This window comes from Henriciella aquimarina, assembly GCF_002088975.1.
Classification (GTDB): Bacteria; Pseudomonadota; Alphaproteobacteria; order Caulobacterales; family Hyphomonadaceae; genus Henriciella; species Henriciella aquimarina.
In genome coordinates, this window is the sequence record NZ_NCST01000077.1 from 57,433 (window position 1) to 78,745 (window position 21,313).

General features: G+C 64.7%; 24 protein-coding genes. 10 read left to right on the top strand and 14 right to left on the bottom strand.

The window, feature by feature from the left end; all coding sequences use genetic code 11:
* Positions 1-206 precede the first annotated feature (206 nt).
* The 3 genes from B8784_RS12745 to B8784_RS12755 all read left to right on the top strand — a co-directional run bounded on the left by B8784_RS12745 (position 207) and on the right by B8784_RS12755 (position 3,541).
* The gene (locus B8784_RS12745; RefSeq protein WP_084398334.1) at positions 207-467 is read left to right on the top strand and encodes a hypothetical protein; all 261 of its coding nucleotides are present in this window, start codon (positions 207-209) and stop codon (positions 465-467) included.
* Positions 467-1,657: a hypothetical protein gene (locus B8784_RS12750; RefSeq protein ID WP_084398335.1), complete on the top strand. Its 1,191-nt coding sequence runs from the start codon at positions 467-469 to the stop codon at positions 1,655-1,657. Before B8784_RS12745 ends, B8784_RS12750 begins: the two co-directional genes overlap by 1 nt.
* A gap of 1,104 nt (positions 1,658-2,761) precedes the next feature.
* Positions 2,762-3,541 (top strand): alpha/beta fold hydrolase, encoded by a 780-nt coding sequence (locus B8784_RS12755; protein WP_084398336.1) that lies wholly within the window; start codon positions 2,762-2,764, stop codon positions 3,539-3,541.
* 4 nt (positions 3,542-3,545) lie between these two features.
* On the opposite strand, the gene B8784_RS12760 is transcribed toward B8784_RS12755, so the two are convergent.
* The 4 genes from B8784_RS12760 to B8784_RS21625 form a co-directional block, all read right to left on the bottom strand.
* Positions 3,546-4,139 (bottom strand): ATP-dependent Clp protease proteolytic subunit, encoded by a 594-nt coding sequence (locus B8784_RS12760; RefSeq protein WP_084398337.1) that lies wholly within the window; start codon positions 4,137-4,139, stop codon positions 3,546-3,548.
* 72 nt (positions 4,140-4,211) lie between these two features.
* Positions 4,212-6,242, bottom strand: coding sequence for a hypothetical protein (locus tag B8784_RS12765; RefSeq protein WP_084398338.1), 2,031 nt, complete (start codon positions 6,240-6,242; stop codon positions 4,212-4,214).
* A 19-nt stretch (positions 6,243-6,261) separates the two neighbouring features.
* Positions 6,262-6,789 (bottom strand): adenine phosphoribosyltransferase, encoded by a 528-nt coding sequence (locus B8784_RS12770; protein WP_084398359.1) that lies wholly within the window; start codon positions 6,787-6,789, stop codon positions 6,262-6,264.
* Positions 6,789-7,814 (bottom strand): hypothetical protein, encoded by a 1,026-nt coding sequence (locus B8784_RS21625; protein ID WP_158085676.1) that lies wholly within the window; start codon positions 7,812-7,814, stop codon positions 6,789-6,791. The genes B8784_RS12770 and B8784_RS21625 overlap by 1 nt, the downstream gene beginning before the upstream one ends.
* A 117-nt stretch (positions 7,815-7,931) precedes the next feature.
* On the opposite strand from B8784_RS21625, the gene B8784_RS12780 reads away from it, so the two are divergent.
* Positions 7,932-9,182, top strand: coding sequence for a Y-family DNA polymerase (locus B8784_RS12780; RefSeq protein WP_158085677.1), 1,251 nt, complete (start codon positions 7,932-7,934; stop codon positions 9,180-9,182).
* A gap of 25 nt (positions 9,183-9,207) precedes the next feature.
* Here the strand turns inward: B8784_RS12780 and B8784_RS12785 are convergent, their stop codons facing one another.
* A complete protein-coding gene (locus tag B8784_RS12785) occupies positions 9,208-10,080 on the bottom strand; it encodes an S-methyl-5'-thioadenosine phosphorylase (RefSeq protein WP_084398341.1) in 873 nt (290 codons plus the stop codon).
* Between the two features lie 68 nt (positions 10,081-10,148).
* On the opposite strand from B8784_RS12785, the gene B8784_RS12790 reads away from it, so the two are divergent.
* Positions 10,149-11,000, top strand: a complete 852-nt coding sequence (locus tag B8784_RS12790) for a DUF1206 domain-containing protein (protein WP_084398342.1) — start codon at positions 10,149-10,151, stop codon at positions 10,998-11,000.
* A gap of 50 nt (positions 11,001-11,050) precedes the next feature.
* On the opposite strand, the gene B8784_RS12795 is transcribed toward B8784_RS12790, so the two are convergent.
* Genes B8784_RS12795 through petA form a run of 3 tightly spaced genes read right to left on the bottom strand, consistent with a single transcriptional unit; the run spans position 11,051 to position 14,117 of the window.
* Positions 11,051-12,064 (bottom strand): cytochrome c1, encoded by a 1,014-nt coding sequence (locus B8784_RS12795; protein ID WP_084398343.1) that lies wholly within the window; start codon positions 12,062-12,064, stop codon positions 11,051-11,053.
* A gap of 11 nt (positions 12,065-12,075) precedes the next feature.
* A complete protein-coding gene (locus B8784_RS12800; RefSeq protein ID WP_084398344.1) occupies positions 12,076-13,530 on the bottom strand; it encodes a cytochrome b in 1,455 nt (484 codons plus the stop codon).
* Between the two features lie 17 nt (positions 13,531-13,547).
* Entirely contained in the window at positions 13,548-14,117 is a 570-nt protein-coding gene (petA, locus tag B8784_RS12805; protein WP_084398345.1) for a ubiquinol-cytochrome c reductase iron-sulfur subunit, read from the bottom strand.
* 281 nt (positions 14,118-14,398) lie between these two features.
* Here petA and hemF point away from each other — a divergent pair, with 281 nt between their 5' ends.
* Positions 14,399-15,283 carry an oxygen-dependent coproporphyrinogen oxidase gene (gene hemF, locus B8784_RS12810; RefSeq protein ID WP_199288583.1) on the top strand — a complete coding sequence of 295 codons (885 nt, stop codon included), beginning with the start codon at positions 14,399-14,401 and terminating at the stop codon, positions 15,281-15,283.
* Positions 15,284-15,287: 4 nt separating this feature from the next.
* On the opposite strand, the gene B8784_RS12815 is transcribed toward hemF, so the two are convergent.
* Genes B8784_RS12815 through B8784_RS12840 form a run of 6 tightly spaced genes read right to left on the bottom strand, consistent with a single transcriptional unit; the run spans position 15,288 to position 18,792 of the window.
* Positions 15,288-15,671, bottom strand: a complete 384-nt coding sequence (locus B8784_RS12815; RefSeq protein ID WP_084398346.1) for a type II toxin-antitoxin system death-on-curing family toxin — start codon at positions 15,669-15,671, stop codon at positions 15,288-15,290.
* Entirely contained in the window at positions 15,668-15,895 is a 228-nt protein-coding gene (locus tag B8784_RS12820) for an AbrB/MazE/SpoVT family DNA-binding domain-containing protein (protein ID WP_084398347.1), read from the bottom strand. Before B8784_RS12820 ends, B8784_RS12815 begins: the two co-directional genes overlap by 4 nt.
* Before the next feature lie 56 nt (positions 15,896-15,951).
* A complete protein-coding gene (locus tag B8784_RS12825) occupies positions 15,952-17,148 on the bottom strand; it encodes a CCA tRNA nucleotidyltransferase (protein WP_084398348.1) in 1,197 nt (398 codons plus the stop codon).
* Entirely contained in the window at positions 17,145-17,555 is a 411-nt protein-coding gene (locus tag B8784_RS12830; protein ID WP_084398349.1) for a hypothetical protein, read from the bottom strand. The genes B8784_RS12825 and B8784_RS12830 overlap by 4 nt, the downstream gene beginning before the upstream one ends.
* The gene (locus tag B8784_RS12835) at positions 17,552-18,190 is read right to left on the bottom strand and encodes a CoA pyrophosphatase (RefSeq protein WP_084398350.1); all 639 of its coding nucleotides are present in this window, start codon (positions 18,188-18,190) and stop codon (positions 17,552-17,554) included. The genes B8784_RS12830 and B8784_RS12835 overlap by 4 nt, the downstream gene beginning before the upstream one ends.
* A 17-nt stretch (positions 18,191-18,207) precedes the next feature.
* Positions 18,208-18,792, bottom strand: coding sequence for a DUF1285 domain-containing protein (locus tag B8784_RS12840; RefSeq protein WP_233356115.1), 585 nt, complete (start codon positions 18,790-18,792; stop codon positions 18,208-18,210).
* Positions 18,793-18,859: 67 nt separating this feature from the next.
* Here B8784_RS12840 and B8784_RS12845 point away from each other — a divergent pair, with 67 nt between their 5' ends.
* From B8784_RS12845 to B8784_RS12860, 4 genes are all read left to right on the top strand, one after another.
* Entirely contained in the window at positions 18,860-19,849 is a 990-nt protein-coding gene (locus tag B8784_RS12845) for an AAA family ATPase (protein ID WP_084398352.1), read from the top strand.
* A gap of 1 nt (position 19,850) precedes the next feature.
* Positions 19,851-20,300, top strand: a complete 450-nt coding sequence (locus B8784_RS12850) for a hypothetical protein (protein ID WP_084398353.1) — start codon at positions 19,851-19,853, stop codon at positions 20,298-20,300.
* Entirely contained in the window at positions 20,297-21,163 is an 867-nt protein-coding gene (locus B8784_RS12855) for a DUF58 domain-containing protein (protein ID WP_233356117.1), read from the top strand. Before B8784_RS12850 ends, B8784_RS12855 begins: the two co-directional genes overlap by 4 nt.
* Positions 21,163-21,313 (top strand): BatA domain-containing protein (locus tag B8784_RS12860; RefSeq protein WP_233356121.1); only part of this gene is annotated, 151 nt, incomplete at its 3' end. The genes B8784_RS12855 and B8784_RS12860, both read left to right, overlap by 1 nt.

Consider the following 21,313-nt stretch of genomic DNA (forward strand, 5'->3'; position numbering starts at 1 on the left):
GGGGAGTATTTGAGCGATATTGAGGTGGTCCCAAGCGTCGATGTTGTAGGCGACTGGGTGGTCGAAGCCCAGACAGGTGATGGCGGTGTTCGGCGGGTAATATTCACGGACGCTGACGCTCAAGAGCGAGCTACACAGTACGCAGAAATCTTGCGCTCCCAAGGTCTTCTCGTTAAGCGCCGCTACAAAACCAAGGCCAACGACCAATGAGTGGGCGCCGCGCCCTTTCAGAGCCGGAGACGCTCGTCATCATCGATCGCTGGCCGGCCAGGATGCGGAAGGAAACAGCGGCTGCCTATGTTGACGCCGTGAGCCCCCGCGCCTTTGATGAGGCCGTGCGCAAGGGCGTCTATCCGCGCCCGCGCCGGATCAAGGGTGAGGGCCTGCGATGGCTGAAAAGCGAACTGGACGAGGCAATCGCCAAGCCGGGGGGAGCGGCGAACGACGACTTCGAGGATCTGTCGTAGTGGAGAAGCCGGCCAACACCTACGGCAAGCCGCTGGCCAGCGGTGAAACCTTCTGGGCCTGGCAGCCGAACTCGAAGGATCGCAAGCGCGGGTGCCCACTCGGCTATACCGCGCTCGGCACAGATACGCTTGAGGCCTTCAGGAAGGCGAAAGACCTGAACCAGCAGCTGAAGGACTGGCGCGCCGGGATTAGGCAGGAAGATTCCGGGGTCGGCACACTCGATTGGTTGCTGACGCAGTTCCTCTTGAGCGAGAACCTTGTCGACAAGTCGAAGTCGCTGATCGACGGATACAAGACCCGGGCGAAACAGGTCCGCGAGCTGCGCAGCAACAAGACCGGCCGGGCGGTGAAGGATGCGCGCCTCTCCGACCTCACCGGCATGCACGCGCTCAACATCTACAAGGCGCTGAAGAAGAAATACTCGCTCGATATGGCGAACCGGATCATGAAGATGCTTGCCCTGGCATGGGACGACCAGCATGTCTTCCACGAGAAGATCATCCCCCAGTCGAACCCCTTCCGGAAGGTGCGCAAGACTCATCACGAGGCCTCGGAGACGCAGGAGGCGACATATGCCGAGCTGCAGTCGACCATATCGGCGCTGATCGCCGAAGGAGAGATCGGGCTGGCCATCGGCGCCCGGCTCTGCTGGGACTTCCATATTCGACCCACGCAGGTCTTCTCCACCTGCCTGAGCGATCACTATCGCCCCAGGCACCGAGAGCACCTCTTCTGGATTGCCGCGGACAAGACCAGCCACCGCAAATCGCTGAACCGCAAGGTCTCGGCCTGGTTCGCCCTCGATGACAGAAACGAGGGCGGCCAATGGGAATGCATGTTCCCGGAACTCGACGCGCTGATGAAGATGCGCCCCTATGAAGGCGGCCTGCTCTGCCAGCGCCAGAACGTCGCGAAGAATGGCAAGCCCTATGGTGAGTTCGGCGAGATCAAGCAGGCCGACAAGAAGCTGAAGCGCATCCGGGAAAAGTACGAACTGCCCGAGCACATCACGTTTGAAGCTTTCCGGCATGGCGGCCTGACAGAAGTCGGCGAGGTCGTGCCGGACACGCTTTTCCTCTCCCGCTCGCTGCACCAGAAGCGGGAGACCGCGAACCGATACATCCACCGGAATATGGACCAGTCGACGCGGGCGCAAAAACTGCGCCTGGCCAGCCGGAAAGACGGCTAAATCTTCGGACCCTGCGCCGGATCGTCAATGTCTACGGGCCGTGAACAAACGGGGAAAAGGTCCGAAGGACTCAATAAAAACAAGGTCGATCCAATGACTCATAATCATGAGGTCGGGAGTTCAAGTCTCCCTCCAACCACCATTCCTTTTTCCTTTCATTTCTGATCCCCGCTTCCTGTCCTGCTCCCGTATCGGCGCTTTGCGCCTCACATGGAGCGGGCTCAGGGCTGCCTCCTTTCATTTTGATCCCCGCTTCGGCTTCGCCTGCGCGATGGATCGCGCTCAGGGCTGCCCCTTGCCCGATCACCCCGGCGAAGGCCGGGGCCTCAGGCGATTGAAGCGGTCCGCTTGCGGCCCGGGATCCCGGCCTGCGCCGGGATGAGCGGCGTGAAAGCAGCACCAAACCCGCCACGCGGTCTCCCGCTGGCGCTCTCGCTTCGCCCCGAAAGACAGGGCCGGGCGCGTCCTGAAGGGACGCTGATGGACTGCCGCTCTTTCGAGACGGCGTGTAAGCGCCCGTTGAGGACGCGCCCTGCGAAGGGTGTCGGCCGTTCGGGTGTCCCTTCCCGGCCCATCTCGGTAACGGTCTGCAACGCCAGGCTGCTGGCGTCCGCCTCGGTCCCACATGATGCTCACCGCCGGACGGGGCGTTAGGCCCGCCCGCAGCCAAAAGTCACCTTCGCACCCCCACCGCCATCCGGCCGGTCCGGACCGCCCTGTCAGAGCGATGGGGTGGGAGGGTTATAGCTGGCAGGGGAGAGGGGCGGATGGATTTCCGCTCATCCACAACGCAAACCGATTCGCGTCGGCGTTGTATTTTGGCGAATTCCACCGCTTTTCTGGAGCATCCGCTTGGAAAACTACAGCGAATCCGATAGGGAATGCGTATAGTAGAGTATATGTGTAGAGTGCCTAAGGGAGACCTGTCTGGTCTCCCTTTTTCATTTGGCCCTGTTGTTGCAATTACAGGCACGCCGTCTGCATCGGGCGTTTGCCGCGACTCGCCGCCGGCACTAGGTTCAGACTTCTGTTTTGCGTTGAAGGGGCGTTCTGCTGCCAGATCAGTTTCAAGAGACAACCGGGCCGTCGCCGGGCGCCGCCCCGATGGAGACCTGGTGTACGGTCAACGGGCTGAAGCTGCGCGCCATTGTCTGGCACGGGGACCGGCCGGGCCTGCCCATCGTTTTCCTGAACGGTGTCGGCACGAGCCTCGAAATCGTCGTGCCCTTTGCCGAACGCTTTTCCGGGCGGCGCTTCATTGCGCTGGAAATGCCGGGCGCGGGCCTGACGCCGGCGACCGACATGCCGCTGCCGCCGCCCATCCTCGCCCGGATCGTCATCGATGCCGTCGCCCAGCTCGGCGCCCGGCATTTCGACCTGATCGGCCTGTCGCTTGGCGGCGCGCTTGCCCAGCAGATCACCCTGCAATACCGCGCGAGCGTCGCGCGGCTCATCCTGGCGGGCACCTGTTCGGGCGTCAGCATGGTGCCGCATGACTGGACCGAGGAAAGCCTGGTGCGCTCGATGAACCCGTTCGCGGCCGTGATCGACGACCTGATGAGCGATATGTCCGGGCCGCACCTGAAGCCACTGATCTGGCCGACGCTGACATCGGTGGCCAACCAGTTCGCGTCCTTTGCGGGCTGGTCGAGCCTGCCCTTCCTGCCGCTGCTGACGGCGCCGACGCTGATCCTGGCGGGCGCGCGCGACCGCATCGTGCCGGCGGCCAATGCGCTTCAGCTATCGGCCTTCATCCCGCGCGCGCAGCACCACATCCTGCCGGATGCCGGCCATATGTTCCCGTTCACCGAACCGGAACGCACGGCCAGCCATATTCAGCGTTTCTTCGAAAACGCCCCGCTGAGCGAAGCGCAGGCCGCCTGAACGATCAGGCGATTTCCTTGCGGCTGGTGACGATCTTGCCGACCAGACCATACTCGACGGCCTCTTCGGCGCTCATCCAGTAGTCGCGGTCGGTGTCTTCCTTGATCTTTTCCAGCGGCTGGCCGGTGGCTTCCGCGAAGATCATGTTCAGACGCTCGCGCATGCGCACGATCTCACGCACCTGGATGTCGATGTCGGACGCCTGACCGCCAAAGCCGCCCCGCGGTTCATGCAGCAGGAAGCGGGTGTTCGGCAGCGAGAAGCGATGCTCCTTCTTGGCGGCGGCATAGATCAGCGCGCCGGCCGAGGCGACCCAGCCCGAGCCGAGCACCATGACGGGCGCTTCGACGAACTTGATCATGTCGTGGATCATGTCGCCCGATTCGACGTGGCCGCCGGGCGAGGAGACAACGAGCAGGATCGGCTTGTCGCTCTTGGAGCCAAGCGCCAGAAGGCGCTCGCAGACCCGCCGGGCCTGCTTGTCGTCAATGCCGCCGGTCAGAAGAACCGTGCGGGAATCGAACAGCGCTTCCTCAAGGAAGGCGTTCGGCTCGCTCATCGGTTTGCTCTCTTGTTCGTCGTCGAGCTTCGTCGTCATGATCACTCCGTCAAAACAGGTCCGACGCCATAGGTGAGGCGCCCTAAGCCTGTGGTCAAGCGCCTTGCTGAGCTATTCCGGCGTATGCGTCACCGAGACACCGAAATCCTCCACAATTTCTGCAGGTTCGGCCTCGGAGTCCATGCTTTCCAGATACTCGAAGGTGATCGGCTGGACCGGGTCGCTGACAAGCTCGAGGCTGCCGCCGGATGTCTCGTAATAGAGCGCGACGGATTCGATCCAGTCGGCGGCCTGCGGCACCTGCTGGGCGACGACCTGCTTGCCCGAGCGGATCATGGTGGCGAGGAAACTGCGCATCTGGGCGGGCTCCATGCCGCCGAGTGTCGCGCCCCAGCCTTCCTGCGGATAGAGCTTGCCGATGGCGTTGGCGTAACCGAACAGCTTGTCATAGCCGCCCTCGTCGGCCTCGAAGAACCGCGCCCCCTTGAAGGCGAAGGTTTCCTGGAAGGCGTCTTCCAGCGCGGCCTCGATATCCTCGGCCTCCAGCGCTTCCTGCATGCGCGCATAGGCCGGCAGGACGATATCGAAGCTGGTGGCGCCCTCGCCGAGCCCCTCCGACGTCATGTCGAAGCTGAAGGCGCTGTCGCCGGTGCCCTCGTCCCAGGTCCAGGAGGCGCTGGTGTCGAAGGGGATGGTGGACAGGCCGAACTCGTCGAGCTTGTCGACGGCGCTGCGCAGCTTGTCGAGCATCTCCTGGCCTTCGGCGGGGGACGGCTCGCCCTCTTCCGGGGCGGCCTCGTCATCGCTGCCGGCCTCGAGCGCGGCTTCGGGAATGAAGCCGATGGCGAAATTGGCGACCTCTTCGGCACCAAGCTCCGCGCCCGTCATGTCGAGGGTGAGCTTTTCGGGGAGCAGCCAGGCAAAGTCGCGCGCGTCGACCATCACGCTGTCGGCCTCGAAAACCTCGCCGTCATTGAGCGTGAGCGCATAGTCGCGCGCCTGCCAGGTGCCGAGGCTGATAAGGTCCTTTTCCTCCATCATCGGGAACTCGCTGCGGGCGAGATAGCCCGCCAGCTTGTCGAGCTTCAGCCCCTCATAAGCCATAAAGGCCGTCGTCTCGACCTGGTCGTAGGAGATGCCGTCCTCGAAGCCGGCCTCGGCCAGTTCTCCGGTCTCGTCGCTGACGCGCATCGACTGGGCCTGGCGGGAGCCGACGACCACGGCGCGGCCGATATCGAGGCCGTCGAGATCCTCATAACCGTAGAAATCCCAGCTGATGTCGGCAGTCTGGTTGACGCCGGGCTGGTCCATTTCGAAGCGCACGGAGGTGTCGTAGGCGGCCGCGGTATCGATGCTGAGCGAGCGCCAGACGGCAATGACCTGCTGGCCGAGCCGTAGGGCATCGAGCGCCATCTGGCGGTCTTCGGCCTCGTCTGCGTCCAGCTCTTCTTCCTGGGAAAGCCCGGTCTTGTCGAAGAAATCGTCGCTGACGGGCTTGAAATCGAACGGGCGCAGGGAGACCTCGCTTATCACCATCTGCCCGATCATGGACTCGAAGGTGTCGACATTGAGCTCGAAGTCCTCGGCAAGGTCGGACTCGGCCTCCTCGTCGATCTCTTCCTCGAGGGCGTCGAACAGCATGTTCATCGCGCCGGCCATGCCGAAATAGCTGACATTGCGCGCTTCCAGCCGGTTGAAGGCAAGCCCGGATTCCTCAAGACGCTCACCGCGCAGGCGGGCGGCGATGAGATCGCTATTGAGGCCCCAGACTTCCACTTCATCGGCGCCGATGCCGAATTCCGGATCGGTGGCAAACGTCACCTTGAAGCCGGAGAAGACCGTCGCGCCGCTCGCCGCATCGAAGGATTTGTCGTCCCAGGAGATCGAGATGAGATCGGGCGTCGCCTCGTTGATCGCGGTGAGATCGGCTTCCAGGCCGCCCTCGAGGCTGAACACCTCCTCGGCGAGGCCCTCCAGGCCGGCGATGGAGGCTTTCCAGTCGTCTGTCCCGGCGGCGTCCTTATCGGCCGGCTTGGCCGGGGTTTCCTTCGCCTCGGGCGGCTCGTTCGCCGCCGTTGTCTGGCCACAGGCCGAAAGCGAGCCGGCCACCAGCAGGGCGCTCATCCATGTCAGGTGTTTCATCCTATCCTCCCTTCGGCCTCTAATGGCCACTAAAAGAAACAAGCGCGGCGACATCGAGCCCCAGCGCTTTCAGTTTGCCGCTGCCGCCGAGTTCCGGCAGGTCGACCAGAAACACGGCCGATGCGATATCGGCCCCGCCCCGGCGCAGCAGTTTGACCCCGGCTTCGGCCGTGCCGCCGGTCGCGATCAGATCATCGACCAGCAGGACTTTCTCGCCCGGCTCGACGCCGTCAGTGTGCATGTGCAGGGCGTCGCTGCCATATTCGAGCTCATAAGGCTCGCTCCAGGTTTCATAGGGCAGCTTACCCGGTTTCCGGAGCGGCAGGAAACCCGCACCCAGGCGCACGGCCATCGCACCACCCAGGATGAAGCCGCGCGCATCGATGCCGGCGACCTTCGAGACCCCGGCGCCCTCGAACGGCGCGCAGAGGTCTGCCACGGCGGCGGCGAAAGCGTCGGCATCGCTCATCAGCGTGGTGACATCGCGGAACATGATGCCCTTGGCCGGATAGTCCGGAATGGTACGGATCTTCGCCTTGTAGTCGATCAAGTCCCGCCACCCCGCTGGGCCTGCGGGTCCGGGGCTTCCCCAGCCGGCTCGAGTGTCTTTTCGGTTTCGCCCTCATCCGTGCGGGTGGAGGCTTCATCGCTTTCAGCCGGTTCTGACATCTCGTCCGGCGTAGCAGAGGTCTGCGTGGCCGGCCAGGCGGTGTCTGTGCTGGCGGCAGCCTCTTCCTTTTGCGTCTCTTCGGCCGCTTCCGCCGTCTCAACCGGGACAGTCTCCGGCGCGGCGACCGGCTCGGGCGTGGCCTCCTCGGCATTGTCGCCGGCGTCCGCCTCTGTCATGGCCACAGCGGCCGCGGCAGGTGTTTCCTTGCGGATACGGCGCTTGCCGAACACGCCGCGCGGATCGGCCTGACGGTCATATTGACGGGCATAATATTCGTGCGCACTCAGCGTCAGCGGCTTCGGCGTCAGGATCATGCCGTTCGAGCGCAGATTCTCCACCACCGCATCGCGCAGGGCGACGCCCGGCATCAAATTCTGCTCGAAGCCATGCGCCTTCATCCAGTCACGCACCCACCAGCTGCGGGTGGACCGGGCATGCTGCGGGGCCCGGCCCTCATGGTCTTCCCAGAGATAGAGCGTGGAAATGCCGTCAATCGTGGCCGCCTTCAGCCCTTCCAGGGCCTCGCCGATGTCACGGTCTTCGCTCAAGGCAAGCCGTACGCGGCGCTTGGCCGCCTCGACGCTCTGATAGGTCGCCTGCACGGCGGCCAGGGCGCGCTTGTCGGTCGCCATGGTCTGGGCCAGCACGGCATTCAGCTGCGGATGGGCCAGTTCCGGCAGGTCACCGGCGCGCTTGATCTCCCCGGCCTCGAGATCGGCAATCTCGTGAACGGTCTGGAACATGTTGAAGCGGAATTCATGGCCGATGCCTTCCAGCGACAGCTTGATCGCCTCCCGGCGCGTATCATCCTGGCGCCAGAGGAGCCACGCAATCGCGAGGACGGCCGCCACGAGCAAGCCGAGTCCCCCGACAAGAAAGGTTTCAAAATATGTCCCGGTCATTTGTCCTCACCCACTTCGAGGAGCCTAGCAAAAGCAATCGGAGGCGTCGACAGAAGGATTTATGGCGCTCGACTCGCGAAAATGTTCCTGATATGTTCCATATCGCGGAGGAACAGCATGCGCAAGCCGGACACCCTTGAATGCCTCTACATCGATTTCGACTGCTACTTTGCGAGCGTCGAGAAACAGCTCTGTCCGGAGCTGCGCGGCCGGCCCGTCGGCGTGGTGCCGCTGGACTCCCCGCACACCAGCCTGATCGCCCGCTGCTACACCGCAAAGCGCTATGGCCTGCAGCGCGGCACCAGCGCGATGGAGGCCAAACGGCTCTGCCCCGACATCGCCCTGCCCGTGGCGCGCCATGACGTCTATGTCCGCATGCATCACGAGATCCTGCGGGTGATCGACCGCTTCGTCCCGGTGGCGAAAGTCTGGTCGGTCGACGAGATGGAATGCCGGCTCTGTCCCAGCGAACAGGCGGGCGCCGTAGCTCTGGCCGAGCGGATCCGCGCCGGACTGCGCGAGGAAATCGGCCCCTGGGTGACGCCATCCATCGGGCTCGGGCCGAACCAGTTTCTTGCCAAGGTCGCCGCGGAAATGAACAAGCCCAACGGGCTCACCGTGCTGTCCCCCGAGGCCCTGCCCGGCCCGCTGCTGGACCTGCCGCTGGACGACCTGCCCGGCATCGCCAAGGGCATGCTGGCGCGGCTGCACCGCAATGGCATCTTCACCATGGAGGCGCTGTGGCACCTCTCGCCCAAACATGCCCGCGCGATCTGGGGCAGTGTCGAGGGCGAGCGCTTCTGGGCGCAGCTGCGCGGCTATGCGGTGGCGCGCCCGGAGACCAGCCGGCGCATGTTCGGGCATGGCCGCGTGCTCGTCAGCGGCTGGCGCAGCCTCGACAGCGCCTTCGAGGTCGCCCGGCTGCTGACGGTGAAGGCGAGCCGGCGGATGCGCCGCGAGGGCTATCTCGCCCGCCGGTTCACCCTGTCGCTGAAACGGCGCGAGGGCCACCCGCTTCACTGGGAAACGAGCTTCTTTCCGGCGCGCGACGACCAGACCTTCCTGAAAGCGCTGAGCCGGTTCTACCGCGAGGCTGTCGAGACCGGGCACACGCGCAGCGATTTCGCCCGCCTGTCGGTCTTCATGCACGACCTCGTCAGCGCCAAGGACCATATGAGCGACCTCTTCACCCAGCCGGGCGTGGCCGAGACACGCGACCGGCGCGAACAGCTGAGCGACCTGATCGATGCGGTGAATACCCGCCACCAGCAATCGGTGATCGGCTTCGGCCTCAACCGCCAGCCGCCGGGCGGCTATGCCGGCGCCAAGATCGCCTTTGGCCGGGTGCCGGACCTCAGCGACTTCTGAGCGGGCCTGGCACGGTGGCGAGGGGTCAGAGGACGCGGCCGGCCACGGCGTCGAGCTTCTTCAGCGCCTCCGGATCGCGCGCAGTGGGCGCGGTGATCATCGCGAAGTCGAGGCAGGTCTCGATGCCCTGCGGCGAGGGGGTGCGCGACGTGCCCTGCAGGCTGCGGGCGAGCGTCAGGATGGCCTCTTTGGCGCGCTCGGTGTTCTGCTGCATGATCTCAAGCACATTGGTGACGGAGACGGCTTCGGCTTCGTCGTGCCAGCAGTCATAATCGGTCACCATGGCGATGGTCGCATAGGGCAGTTCCGCCTCACGGGCGAGCTTGGCCTCGGGCATGTTGGTCATGCCGATCACGTCGCAGCCCCACTGGCGGTAGAGGAAACTCTCGGCGCGCGAGGAGAATTGCGGGCCTTCCATGGCGAGATAGGTGCCGCCGCGATGGACGGTGACGCCAGCGGCTTCGGCGGCATCGCCAGCCAATCCCGACAGGCGCGAACAGACCGGATCGGCCATCGAGACATGCGCCACCATGCCGGGGCCGAAAAAGCTCTTCTGGCGGGCGAAGGTGCGGTCGATGAACTGGTCGGCCATAACATACTCGCCCGGCGCATAGGCTTCCTTGAGAGAGCCGCAAGCCGAGATCGAGAGCACATCGGTGCAGCCCATCCGCTTCAGCGCATCGATATTGGCGCGGTAAGGCACATCGCTCGGCGACAGGCGGTGGCCCTTGCCGTGGCGCGGCAGGAAGACGAGCGTCACATCCCCGATCCGGCCTTTCACGAGCTGGTCCGACGGCGCGCCCCAGGGCGTCTCGACGGTGACGGCCTCGGCGCCTTCCAGGCCTTCCAGCGCGTACAGGCCCGACCCGCCGATAATCCCGATCACCCATTTGCTCATATGCCCTGTCCTCACTTGCCAGATCCTGTTGTTGCAGAAGCAGGCACGGGCCGGGAAATCAAGAGCGTGTGAGCAAGGCGAGGGAACTGGGCGCCCATCCCCCGCGTCATTCTGTCATGACAGACAAGGCGCTCCCGAACCCGGTGACGGAAGTGATTGCCCGCACCGGACTCGGCGCGCGGGCCTTCGTCTACGCCGCCGTAGCCTGGCTTCTCCTGGACGGGGCCTTCTCCTCGAAGTCTGAAGATGGCGCCAGTCCGGGCGATGCTTTCCGGGCGCTGGAGAACCAGCAGGGCGGGCGCATCCTGCTCGTCGCACTGGGCATTGGCCTTTTTCTCTATGCCCTCTGGCGCTTTCAGCAGGCCATCGCCGATACCGAGAAACAGGGCCATGACGCGAAGGGCATCCTCGCCCGCCTCGGCATGATCTCGTCCGGCACCAGCTATTTTCTGGTCGGCGTGGCAGCGATCGCGGTGACCTTCGGCGCGAACAATGGCGGCGACAATGGCGGCAAGACCGAGACCACCGCGAAATGGCTGATGGAGCAGCCCTATGGCCGCTGGCTGGTGGCGCTGGGCGGTCTCATCCTGATCGGCATTGGCTGCGCTCAGGTCTGGCGCGCGCGGTCCGGCCAGTGGAAGCACAATATCGATCTGAGCGGCTGGGCCGGCCGGATGACGCCCGTGATCGCCACCGGCATTGCCGGGCGCGGGCTGCTGTTCGGGCTGGTGGGCGGCTTTCTGCTGCTCGGCGGTCTGTCGGCCGATCAGAGCGATATTCGCGGCCTGGCGGCGACGCTCGGCTGGATCCGCTTTCAGCCTTTCGGCCTGGAGCTTTTCCTCGCCGCCGCCCTCGCCATCGGTGTCTACGGGATCTATTCGGCCGTTCAGGCCCTCAGATACAAATTCCCGGACAGCTAAAGCCGCCCGGGAACTCGAAAATCACTCAATTATGAGACCGGCGTGATGCCTTAGTGGTCGACCTTCCGCCAGATGCGGTGGAAGGAGAACCAGAGCAGGACGGCCAGGATCAAAAGATAGATCATGACAGCCAGGCCGGTCGACTTGCGCTGCTCCTGCTTGGGCTCACCGGCCCATTGCAGGAAGGCCGCCACGTCGCGGGCCATCTGCTCGACCGTCGCCTCGGTGCCGTCGAGATATTGCACGCGGCCGGGGCTCAGCTGCTTCGGCATGGCCAGGAAGCCGCCGGGCGGGGTGTGGCGCGGATCGCCTTCCCACTGTGCGGCAGTGTCGCCGGCAAAGTACGGGTTGTAGTACTGGCCGACCGGCTGGACGAGCGTGCCTTCATAATGGCCGCCATGCTCCTCAAGCTGGTGCATGCGGCTGACATCGATGACGGTCTGTGTCTCGGTGGTCGGGCCGGCCTCTTCACCTTCAGCTTCACCCTCGCTCTCACCTTCGGCTTCCTCGGCAGGCACTTCGATCTCACGGGTCGAGATTGCCTCGTCCTCGGGATAGCCGATCAGCAGGTGATAGATGTAGCTGGCGCCGCCATGACGGGCCTTGGTGATGACCGACAGATCCGGCGGCAGGGCGCCGCCATTGGCCGCGCGGGCGGCCTGGTCGTTCGGATAGGGCGACTTGAACTCGTCCGACGGGCGCGCCGGGCGGTATTCATAGTCACCGACATCGTTCGGCGTGTCGCTGAGGATCTCGTCCATGGCCGCGAACGACTTCACGAGCGGATTGTTGTTCGCGTTCGGATATTCCGGATCGTAGAACGGGCCGCCCGGCTCACCCAGATTGCGGTAGTGCAGCAGCCGCATCGAGTGACAGGAGGCACAGACCTCGCGATAGACCTGATAGCCGCGCTGGACACTCTCCATGTCGAGCTCGCCGAGCGGGCCTTCGAACGCCCAGCCACCTTCGGGCGGTCCGGCGTGCAGCGCGCCGCCAGCGGCCTGGGCACTCATGGCGAGCGCAGCCGCGCCCAGTCCAGCAGAAATGAAACGCAGGAATTTCATGTCCGTCCCTCTTATTCGGCCGGTGCGGGGGCTGCGCGGTCGTGGCCGAGCACAGCCTTGTGGATGGAAGCCGGCTCATCCTTCGGTTTTTCACGAAGGCCGAGCAGCGGCAGGATGATCAGGAAGTAAGCGAAGTAATACGCCGTCAGGATCTGTGCGAGGTGCACGAACCGGAAGGCCGGGGCCTTCTGGACAGCGATCGAGGCATCCGTCCCGTCGGCGATCTTCTGGTCGCGGAAGGTCGCAGCCGCCTCATACTCTTCATAGGTCTGGGTCGCTTCGTTCCCGTTGGCGTCGGTATAGCTGACGACCAGCTGGTCGGAGCCCATCGGAATAATCGGGTCATCCGGGTTGGACGCGCCACACCAGCCGAGCAGCAGACCGGCCACCACGAAGCCGAGGAAGAACTGGCGGGCCACCGGACGGTAGCGCATCGAGCGCACCTTGGAGGTATCCAGCCACGGCACCACGAACAGGATGGCGATCGAACCGAACATGGCGATCACGCCCAGCAGCTTGGCCGGGATCGGGCCGATATCGAAGGTGATGGCCCGCAGGATCGCGTAGAAGGGCAGCAGATACCACTCCGGCACGATGTGGGCCGGCGTCACCAGCGGGTTCGCCTCGATATAGTTGTCGGCGTGGCCGAGAACGTTCGGCATGTAGAAGACGAAGGTTGCGAAGATCAGCAGGAAGACGACGATCGCGAAGCCGTCCTTCACCGTATAGTACGGGTGGAAGGGAACGGTGTCCTTCTTGAGGCCTTCCGGATCCTTGCGGGCTTCGACGCCGGCCGGGTTGTTGTTGCCCGGCACGTGCAGCGCCCAGATGTGCAGGATGACAACACCGGCGATCATGAAGGGCAGCAGGTAGTGCAGCGAGAAGAAGCGCTGCAGCGTCTGGTTGCCGATCGACGGCCCGCCCATCAGCCAGGCCTTGATGCTGTCGCCGACGACCGGCAGGGCGCCGATCAGGCCGGTGATGACGTTGGCACCGTGATAGGACATCTGGCCCCAGGGCAGCACATAGCCGAGGAAGGCGGTGGCCATCATCAGGAGGAAGATGACGCAGCCCAGGATCCACAGGACTTCGCGCGGCGCCTTGTAGGAGCCGTAATAGAGCCCGCGGAACATGTGGATGTAGACCGCCAGGAAGAACATCGAGGCGCCATTGGCGTGGATGTAGCGGATCAGCCAGCCATAAGGCACATCGCGCATGATCCGCTCGACCGAGGCGAAAGCCCCGTCGACCGACGGCGTATAGTGCATGGCCAGGACGACACCTGACAGGATCTGGGTGGCCAGACAGACGGCCAGGATACCGCCAAAGGTCCACCAGTAGTTCAGGTTCTTCGGTGTCGGGAAATCGACAAAGCTGTCATAGGCGAGCCGCACGATGGGCAGCCGCGTATCGAGCCATTTCGTGAAACCGGTCTTGGGTTCGTAGGTAGAGGGGTGTCCGCTCATCGCTCAGGCGTCCTCTCTTAAAGCGAAATGTTGATAACGGTCGGGCTGACATAGCGATAGTCGGGCACCGGCAGGTTGGATGGGGCCGGGCCTTTGCGGATGCGGCCTGACGTATCGTAGTGCGAGCCGTGGCAGGGGCAGTACCAGCCCCCGAAGTCGCCCGTATTGCCCTGTGCCGGGCCAACCGGCACGCAGCCCAGGTGCGTACAGGTGCCGGACGTCACCAGGTAAGCCCGGTTCAGTTTGCCGTCCTGCATCGGCACGAGGCGCTCATCATCGGTCTGCGGATCGCGCAGCTTGCTGATGTCGACATTTTCGGCAGCCTTGATCTCGGGCTCGGTGCGGTGGCGGATGAAGAACGGCTTGCCGCCGATCAGCACACGCACCTCGCCGCCCAGCGGCACCTTGGAGATGTCCACGTCCAGGCTGGAGGCGGCCTTGGTGTCACTGGCTGCATTCATCTGGTCGACGAAGACATAGGCCAGCGCGCCAGCGCCAGCGACTGCCGTTGCAGCCGTCGCAATATGGATAAAGTCGCGGCGATCTTCGTCGATCGTCTCGTGCTCGGTATTGGTCGCGTCGCTCACTCTTCAGGTCCTCTGGCCAAGGATTGCTCCGAGATGCATACATTAACGGGGCGCAATTTCATTGCGGCGCAACGCCGCAAAAGACCGCCTCCCCGAAATTCCTGCGCTGCGGTTAGCGTGCCCGCCCGGTGTTTGCAAGGCACACATGTAGCCCTGCGGCGGTTGGACGCCGCCTGCAGAGCAGTGACGGGCGGTGTCATCCTGTCGCATACGTCATTGTCGACAGGCCATTTTTGCCTTTCCGGCGCTTTGCGGCCTTTACCGGCCGGCAGAGACACGCCATGAGCAGTCTCATGCTCGAAGACAGAAAACAGAAAGCGCGGACCTGGTTCGAATCACTCCAGGCTGACATCATCGCCCGGTTCGAGGCCCTCGAGGACGAGGCCCAGCCGCCCCTCTACCACGGCCCGCCCGCCCGGTTCGAGAAGACCCCGTGGACACGCGGCGACGGCTCGGAAGACCTTGGCGGCGGCACCATGGCCATCATGAAGGGCAAGTTCTTCGAGAAAGTCGGCGTGCATTTCTCCTGCGTCTATGGCGACTTCTCCGAAGCCTTCCGCGCGCAGATCCCCGGCGCCGACAAGTCCGGCGGCAAGTTCTGGGCGTCCGGCATCTCGCTGATCGCGCACCTGCACAATCCGCGTGTGCCGGCGGTGCACATGAACACCCGCATGCTGGTCACCTCGCAAAGCTGGTTCGGCGGCGGGGCCGACCTCACCCCCCTGCTCGACTATCAGCGCGAGGAGGGATTTCAGGACACGGTCGACTTCCATGCCGCGATGAGAGCTGCCTGCGACTGGCATAATCCGGCCTATTATCCCGACTTCCGGAAACAGTGCGACGAGTATTTCTACCTGCCCCACCGCCAGGAGCCCCGCGGCACGGGCGGCATCTTCTATGACCGTCATGACAGCGGCAACTGGGACGACGACTTCGCCTTCACCCAGGATGTCGGCCGCGCCTTCGCCGAGATCTATCCGGTCATCGCGCGCCGGCGCATGCCGGAAAGCTGGACGCCGGAGCAGCGCGAGGAGCAGCTTATCCGGCGCGGGCGCTATGTCGAGTTCAACCTGCTCTATGACCGGGGCACGACCTTCGGCCTGAAGACGGGCGGGAATGTGAACTCGATCCTGTCGTCCATGCCGCCCGTGGTGAAGTGGCCTTGAGGGATCAGACCGGTTCGGTCTGCTCCTTGAGCCAGGCGGCATAGGCGTCCGCATCCAACTCTCCAGCGGCAAGCGCCAGCGTCTTCAGGGTCGCGTCGGCCTCCGATGCCGTCAGAGTATAGCCGTTGACCGCCAGAAATGTCGCAGCGGCGAGAAACGCCGTGCGCTTGTTCCCGTCCAGAAACGGATGGTTGCACGCAATACCAAAAGCATATTCCCCGGCGAGATTGTGAATATCGCCGTCGCCATAATGATGCCTGTTCTTCGGTCGCTCCAACGCGCTTTCCAGCAGTCCGCTATCGCGGAGTCCGCTCAGTCCGCCATGATTGGCCAGGCTCTCGTCATGAAGGATTTCAATGGTTGCGTGGTGAAGCCATTTCGGCGTCACTTCGCAAGCTCCCGAAGCGTGTTCTTGTAGCGCTTCGCGATTTCGCGGCCAGCCTCGACCTGTTCAGCAACTTCAGGATCATAGACGCGCAGGCTGAATCCGTCCGGCGTGATCGTCAGCATCAGTTCATCGCCTTCACGTACGCCATGACGGCTAAGCGCATCAGCCGGAATCACCACGCCCTGCGAATTGCCGATCTTGCGAACCTTGGTCTGAAAAGACATTCAACACTCCAAACGTTAGAACATGCGTTATAACATGCTCACCTTAAGCGTGCAATTCAACTAATCTTCCCCAGCCGCGCCAGCAGCGTGTCCCGGTCGGGCTGGAAGTCCTCGGCCATCCACCATTCCTCGAGCGCGCGCAGGGCCTTTCCGATCTCCGGGCCTTTCAGGCCGGCCGCCAGCGCATCGTCGCCGCCAATGGGAAATTCCGGCCGCTTCCAGGCGAGGACGGCATGCACCAGGTCGCGCACATCGCGGCCGGAGGTCAGCGCCCGGTCCACCACCGCCTGCCGGCCATGCCAGTAGAGCGCCTGGCGCAGCTCGCGCCCGTTCAGCGCAGTCACATCCGGCAGATTATCAGCCGCCCACATGGTGAGGCGGTTGGATTCGGCGTTCGACAGGCGCAGGCGTTTCGAAACGGCCATGATGGAATTGGCGCTGCGATGGATGAGCCCCATCAGGCGCAGCATCGGGTCCGGCTTGACGCGGGCGAGCGTCTCGCTGACGCGCAGATCGTGCAGCCCCTCCAGCGTTTCGGCTTCCGGCAGCAGGATGTCGAGCACGCCGCTTTCCTTCATCGCGGCGACCGCCTCGGTCGGGTCCGGCGCAGCGAGCAGCTTGTGGAGCTCCTTCCAGATGCGCTCCGAAGCGATCTGTTTCAGCCCCTCTTTCTGGCGCGCGCAGGCGGCGAGGCCCGCTTCGTCGATCCCGGCGCCATACCAGGCATTGAAGCGGAAGAAGCGCAGGATGCGCAGATAGTCTTCCTTGAGGCGGGTATCGGCATCCCCGATGAAGATGACGCGGCCATGGCCGGCATCCTCGATCCCGCCGCCCGTCGGGTCATGCAGCGTGCCATCGGGCTCGGCATAAAGCGCGTTGAGCCGGAAGTCCCGGCGCCCGGCATCCTCGGCCCAGTCTTCGGTGAAGGCGACAACGGCGCGGCGGCCGTCGGTCTCCACGTCCCGGCGCAGCGTCGTGATCTCGAAGGGCCGGCCCTCGCACACAGCCGTGATGGTGCCATGCTCGATGCCGGTGGGAATGGCCCGGATGGAGGCGGCTTCCAGCGCGGCGATCACGGCATCGGGCTGAAGCTGGGTAGCGATGTCGATATCGTCGACCTCAAGCCCCATCAGCGCATTGCGCACACAGCCGCCGACAAAGCGCGCGCTGCCCGGCCGCGCGGTCTCGAGCGCCGCCATCACGGCCTGCGTCTTCGCGTCGGTCAGCCAGGTCTGGCCGGCAAGATCGGTCATTGCGGATCGTCGTCCTGTACTTCACGCGGCGGCTCCAGCGGGCCGGGCGCGGTCTCGGGGCCGGCATTGTCGGTCCCGCCGAGGCCATGCGCCTTGCCGCCCGGATCGCGCGTCGCGGCCCGGCCGAGATCGTCCTTCAGCTTCTCGCAGGGCACTTCGCGCCCGCCGACCATCTCGCCATCGACCAGCCGGCGGGGCTCGTAACACATCTCGCGCCCGCCCCGGTCCATGAAGATGAGGACAATCCAGGCGGTGACCGCCAGGAATGCGCCAATGCCGAACAGGACGGCGATCGGCCAGGGCTTCCGGCCTTCCTCGATGGCTTCTTCGGTGGCCAGGCGCCAGATCCCGAACGCCAGAAACGGCGTCAGAAAAAGGACCAGTTCGAATATCAGCCTGTAAGTCACGCCGCTGTTTCCTCCCCGGCTTCGTACAGCCTTTCATATAAAGCGCGTATGATGCCAGCCGTCACGCCCCAGATCCTGTGACCTTCCCAGGGCATCTCGAAATAGTGCCGCGTCTGGCCGTTCCAGTAGCCGGAGCGGCGGGTGTGATTGTGCGCGCTCATCAGGAAGGAGAGCGGCGCCTCGAAGACATCGGCCACTTCGGTCGGGTCGGGCCGTGGCACGAAATCAGCCGGCAGCACGCCGATCACGGGCACGATCCGGAACGCCGTGCCGGTAATGTAGGGCGCGCCGCGGGCGACAAGCTCGACACTGTCGGGCACGACGCCGACTTCTTCTTCCGCTTCGCGCAGCGCGGCCTCAACCTCGTCGGCGTCTTCCGGGTCCACCTTGCCGCCCGGAAAGGCGACCTGTCCGGCATGGGTCGGCATCGTCTCCGGGCGATGGGTCAGCAGCGCGGTCGCGCCGCCCTTGCGCGGGATCAGCGGCACCAGCACGGCGGCGGCGCGGATATTGGTGATGGCTTCGGGGTCGAGATATTCGAGATCACCGCCTTCCGGCAGGCGCTCGCGGCCCTGCACCGGATCGAGCCGGAGGCGCGCGCGGGCCAGAAAATCATCGAGATCGACAAATGCCATGAGCGGAAAACCCCTGCCTACAGGGCCGGTCCGATACTGAAGAAGGTGCCCTTCGACCAGACACCAAGTGTGTTTTCATCGTCCGGGTGCGGCTCCGCCATTTCGGCCAGCTCATAGAAGACCGGGCGCGACAGCCGCGCCTCGAGCCGTCCGCGCACCAGGACATAGGGCGAGGGTTCGAGCGTTTCCGGATCGGTCTCGACGCGGATCGGATTGTCCGGCCCGGCCAGGACGACATCGCCGACATTCGTCTTGAAGGCCAGCGTCTGGTCCGCCCCCGCCTCGCCGGCGCGGTCGACACGGATGGCCATGAACGGCGCATCCTCGACATGGACGACGACCTTTTCATACGGCGTCACCAGCCAGACGCTGCCATCGGCGTCCTTTCGCAGAATGGTCGAGAAGAGTTTGACCAGCTTCTCACGGTTGATTCGGCCGCCTTCATGCCACCAGCTTCCGTCGGCCCGAATTTCCATGTCGATGTCCACGGACCGTTCCGGGGACCACTGCTCCACCGGCGGCAGTTTCCGCCCATCCGGGTCCGGTGCGATCACTTTCAGGAGCTCTTCTAGACTGATTGCAGTATTCTGTTTGGAATTCACGTCGCGCTCCGCCATGTTTTTGCCTAGACCTAGGTCTGTTGTACCCGGGAGTGAAGACGGAGACCTCATGGCAGACGATAATCAGGCCATCGTTCAGGATGCAGAAGCAGCTGGCGAGACACTCTCGCAGGTAAAGGAAGAGATCGCCAAGGCCATCTTTGGCCAGGAGCGTGTGATCGAACTCGCCCTCTCGGCCATTCTGGCCGGCGGGCACGCCCTGCTCATCGGCGCACCGGGCCTCGCCAAGACGCGGCTGGTGAATGCGATGGGCACGGCGCTCGGGCTCGATGCCTCGCGCATCCAGTTCACGCCGGACCTGATGCCGTCCGATATTCTCGGCTCCGAAGTTCTGGATGAGAGCGCCAGCGGCGAACGCAGCTTCCGCTTCATCAAGGGCCCGATCTTTACCCAGCTGCTGATGGCCGACGAGATCAACCGCGCCTCGCCGCGCACCCAGTCGGCCCTGCTGCAGGCCATGCAGGAACACCATGTCACCGTCGCCGGCGTGCGCTACGACCTGCCGGAGCCGTTTCACGTGCTCGCCACGCAGAACCCGATTGAGCAGGAAGGCACCTATCCGCTGCCGGAAGCCCAGCTCGACCGCTTCCTGCTGAAGATCGACGTCTCCTATCCCGATATCGATACCGAACGGAAAATCCTGATCGAGACCACCGGCACCGGCGATGCCGAAGTCCAGTCCGCGCTTGGCGAGGGCGAACTGCAGAAACTTCAGAAACTCGTGCGTCAGATGCCGGTCGGCGAAAAGGTGCTGGCCGCGATTCTCGCCGTTGTCCGCGAAGCCCGGCCCGAACAGTCCGCCGATGAGCGCGTCAAACGCTTCATCGACTGGGGGCCGAGCCCGCGTGCCGGCCAGGCCATGATGCTCGCCTGCCGGGCTCGCGCCCTGCTGCGCGGCCGGCTTGCCCCGTCGCTGGAAGATGTCGAGGCGCTGGCAGAGCCTTGTCTCGGCCACCGTATGGCGATGCGCTACGATCCGACCGGACAGGCCCCGTCCCTGCGCGAGCTGATCGATGATCTTGCGAGAGCTGCCGTCTGAAATGAGCCTCGCCCTGCGATCCGGATATGTGCTGGCGGGGATCGGGCTTGCCGGCGTGAGCTTGCTTGCCGCCTGCACGCCATCCCCCGAGTCGCCCAGCGCCGAGGCGCTGGCCGCCTGCCACCGCGCGATCCAGCGGGCGACGCTATCGCTGCAGGTGGCCGGCGACGATCTGCCCGTAACCGACCGTCAGGCCGCACACAGCCAGCTTCAGGATGCGCGCAACCGCGTGCTGCACGTCTGGGCCGCGCGCGAAGGGCTCGACATTCCGGAAACCGGGTTTGCCCGCCAGAGCGCAAAGGCAGAAGCCTTCGTGAACGGCATCAATGCCGAGGCCGGGCTCAGCGAGCAGGACCGGCTGACGACGCTGTCGGAAGCCGCCGACGAATCATCGGCCTGGCGCACCCGGCTTGACGCCGCGCTCGATTGCGCCGACCGGGTGGCCCCATGATGGACGCCGCCACCATCCGCGCCGAGGCCGAAGTGCTGGCCCGCTCGCTGCCGGGCGTCAGCCTGAATGCCCGCGCCGCCGACACGGCTCATCTGGGGGCGGCTGGGCGCAAGCGCGCCGGGACCGGCGAACAGTTCTGGCAGTACCGCCACTATGCTCAGGAAGACGCCGCCCAGCGCGTCGACTGGCGCCGCTCGGCGCGTGGCGACGAACTCTATGTCCGCGAGACCGAGCTTGAGACCGCGCGCACGGTGCTGTTCTGGTGCGACCCGCACAAGGGCTTCGACTGGGCCGGAGAGCCCGCCCGCCTGCACAAGGCCGATGCCGCGCGAATCGTCATGCTGGCCGCTGGCCTTCTGCTCTCGAAGGCCGGGGAACGCATCGGCGCGCTCGGCAGCGGGCGCACGCCCGGTTTCGGCAAGGCGGCTGGCGACAAGCTCGCCGAGGACCTGGTCAGCCGGCGCGGCGAGAACTTCCCGCCGCCGCCGAAGAGCCAGTCCATCTTCGTCATCGCCAGCGACTTCTACGACCCGGTCGAGGTGTGGCGCGACCGGCTGGCCCCGCTGGCGGCGAAGTCGAAGGAAGGCGTGCTGCTGGCGGTGAACGATCCGATGGAAGCAAGCTTTCCCTGGAAGGGCCGCGTGCGCTTTTCCCGGCCCGGCGGCAACCTTTTCCGCATCTTCGGACGCGCCGAGACCATCCGCGAGGAATATCTCGAACGCTATCAGGCGCATTTCGAGGCGCTTGAAACCATGGCCGCCGGCATGGGCTGGCAGCTGGTGCGCCACTCGACCGGCGAGCCGCTGCAGCGTGCCGCCGCGGCCATGAAACAGTCGCTCGAATTGTTCGGAGCCCGCCTATGATGCTCGGGCCGTTCCTGTTCGGCGCGCCGCTCGCGCTGCTGGGCCTGATCGCGCTGCCCGTGATCTGGTACATTCTGCGCGCGACGCCGCCCGCCCCGCAGGAGGCCGACCTGCCCTCGCTGCGCCTGCTCGACGATGTCACCCCGCGCG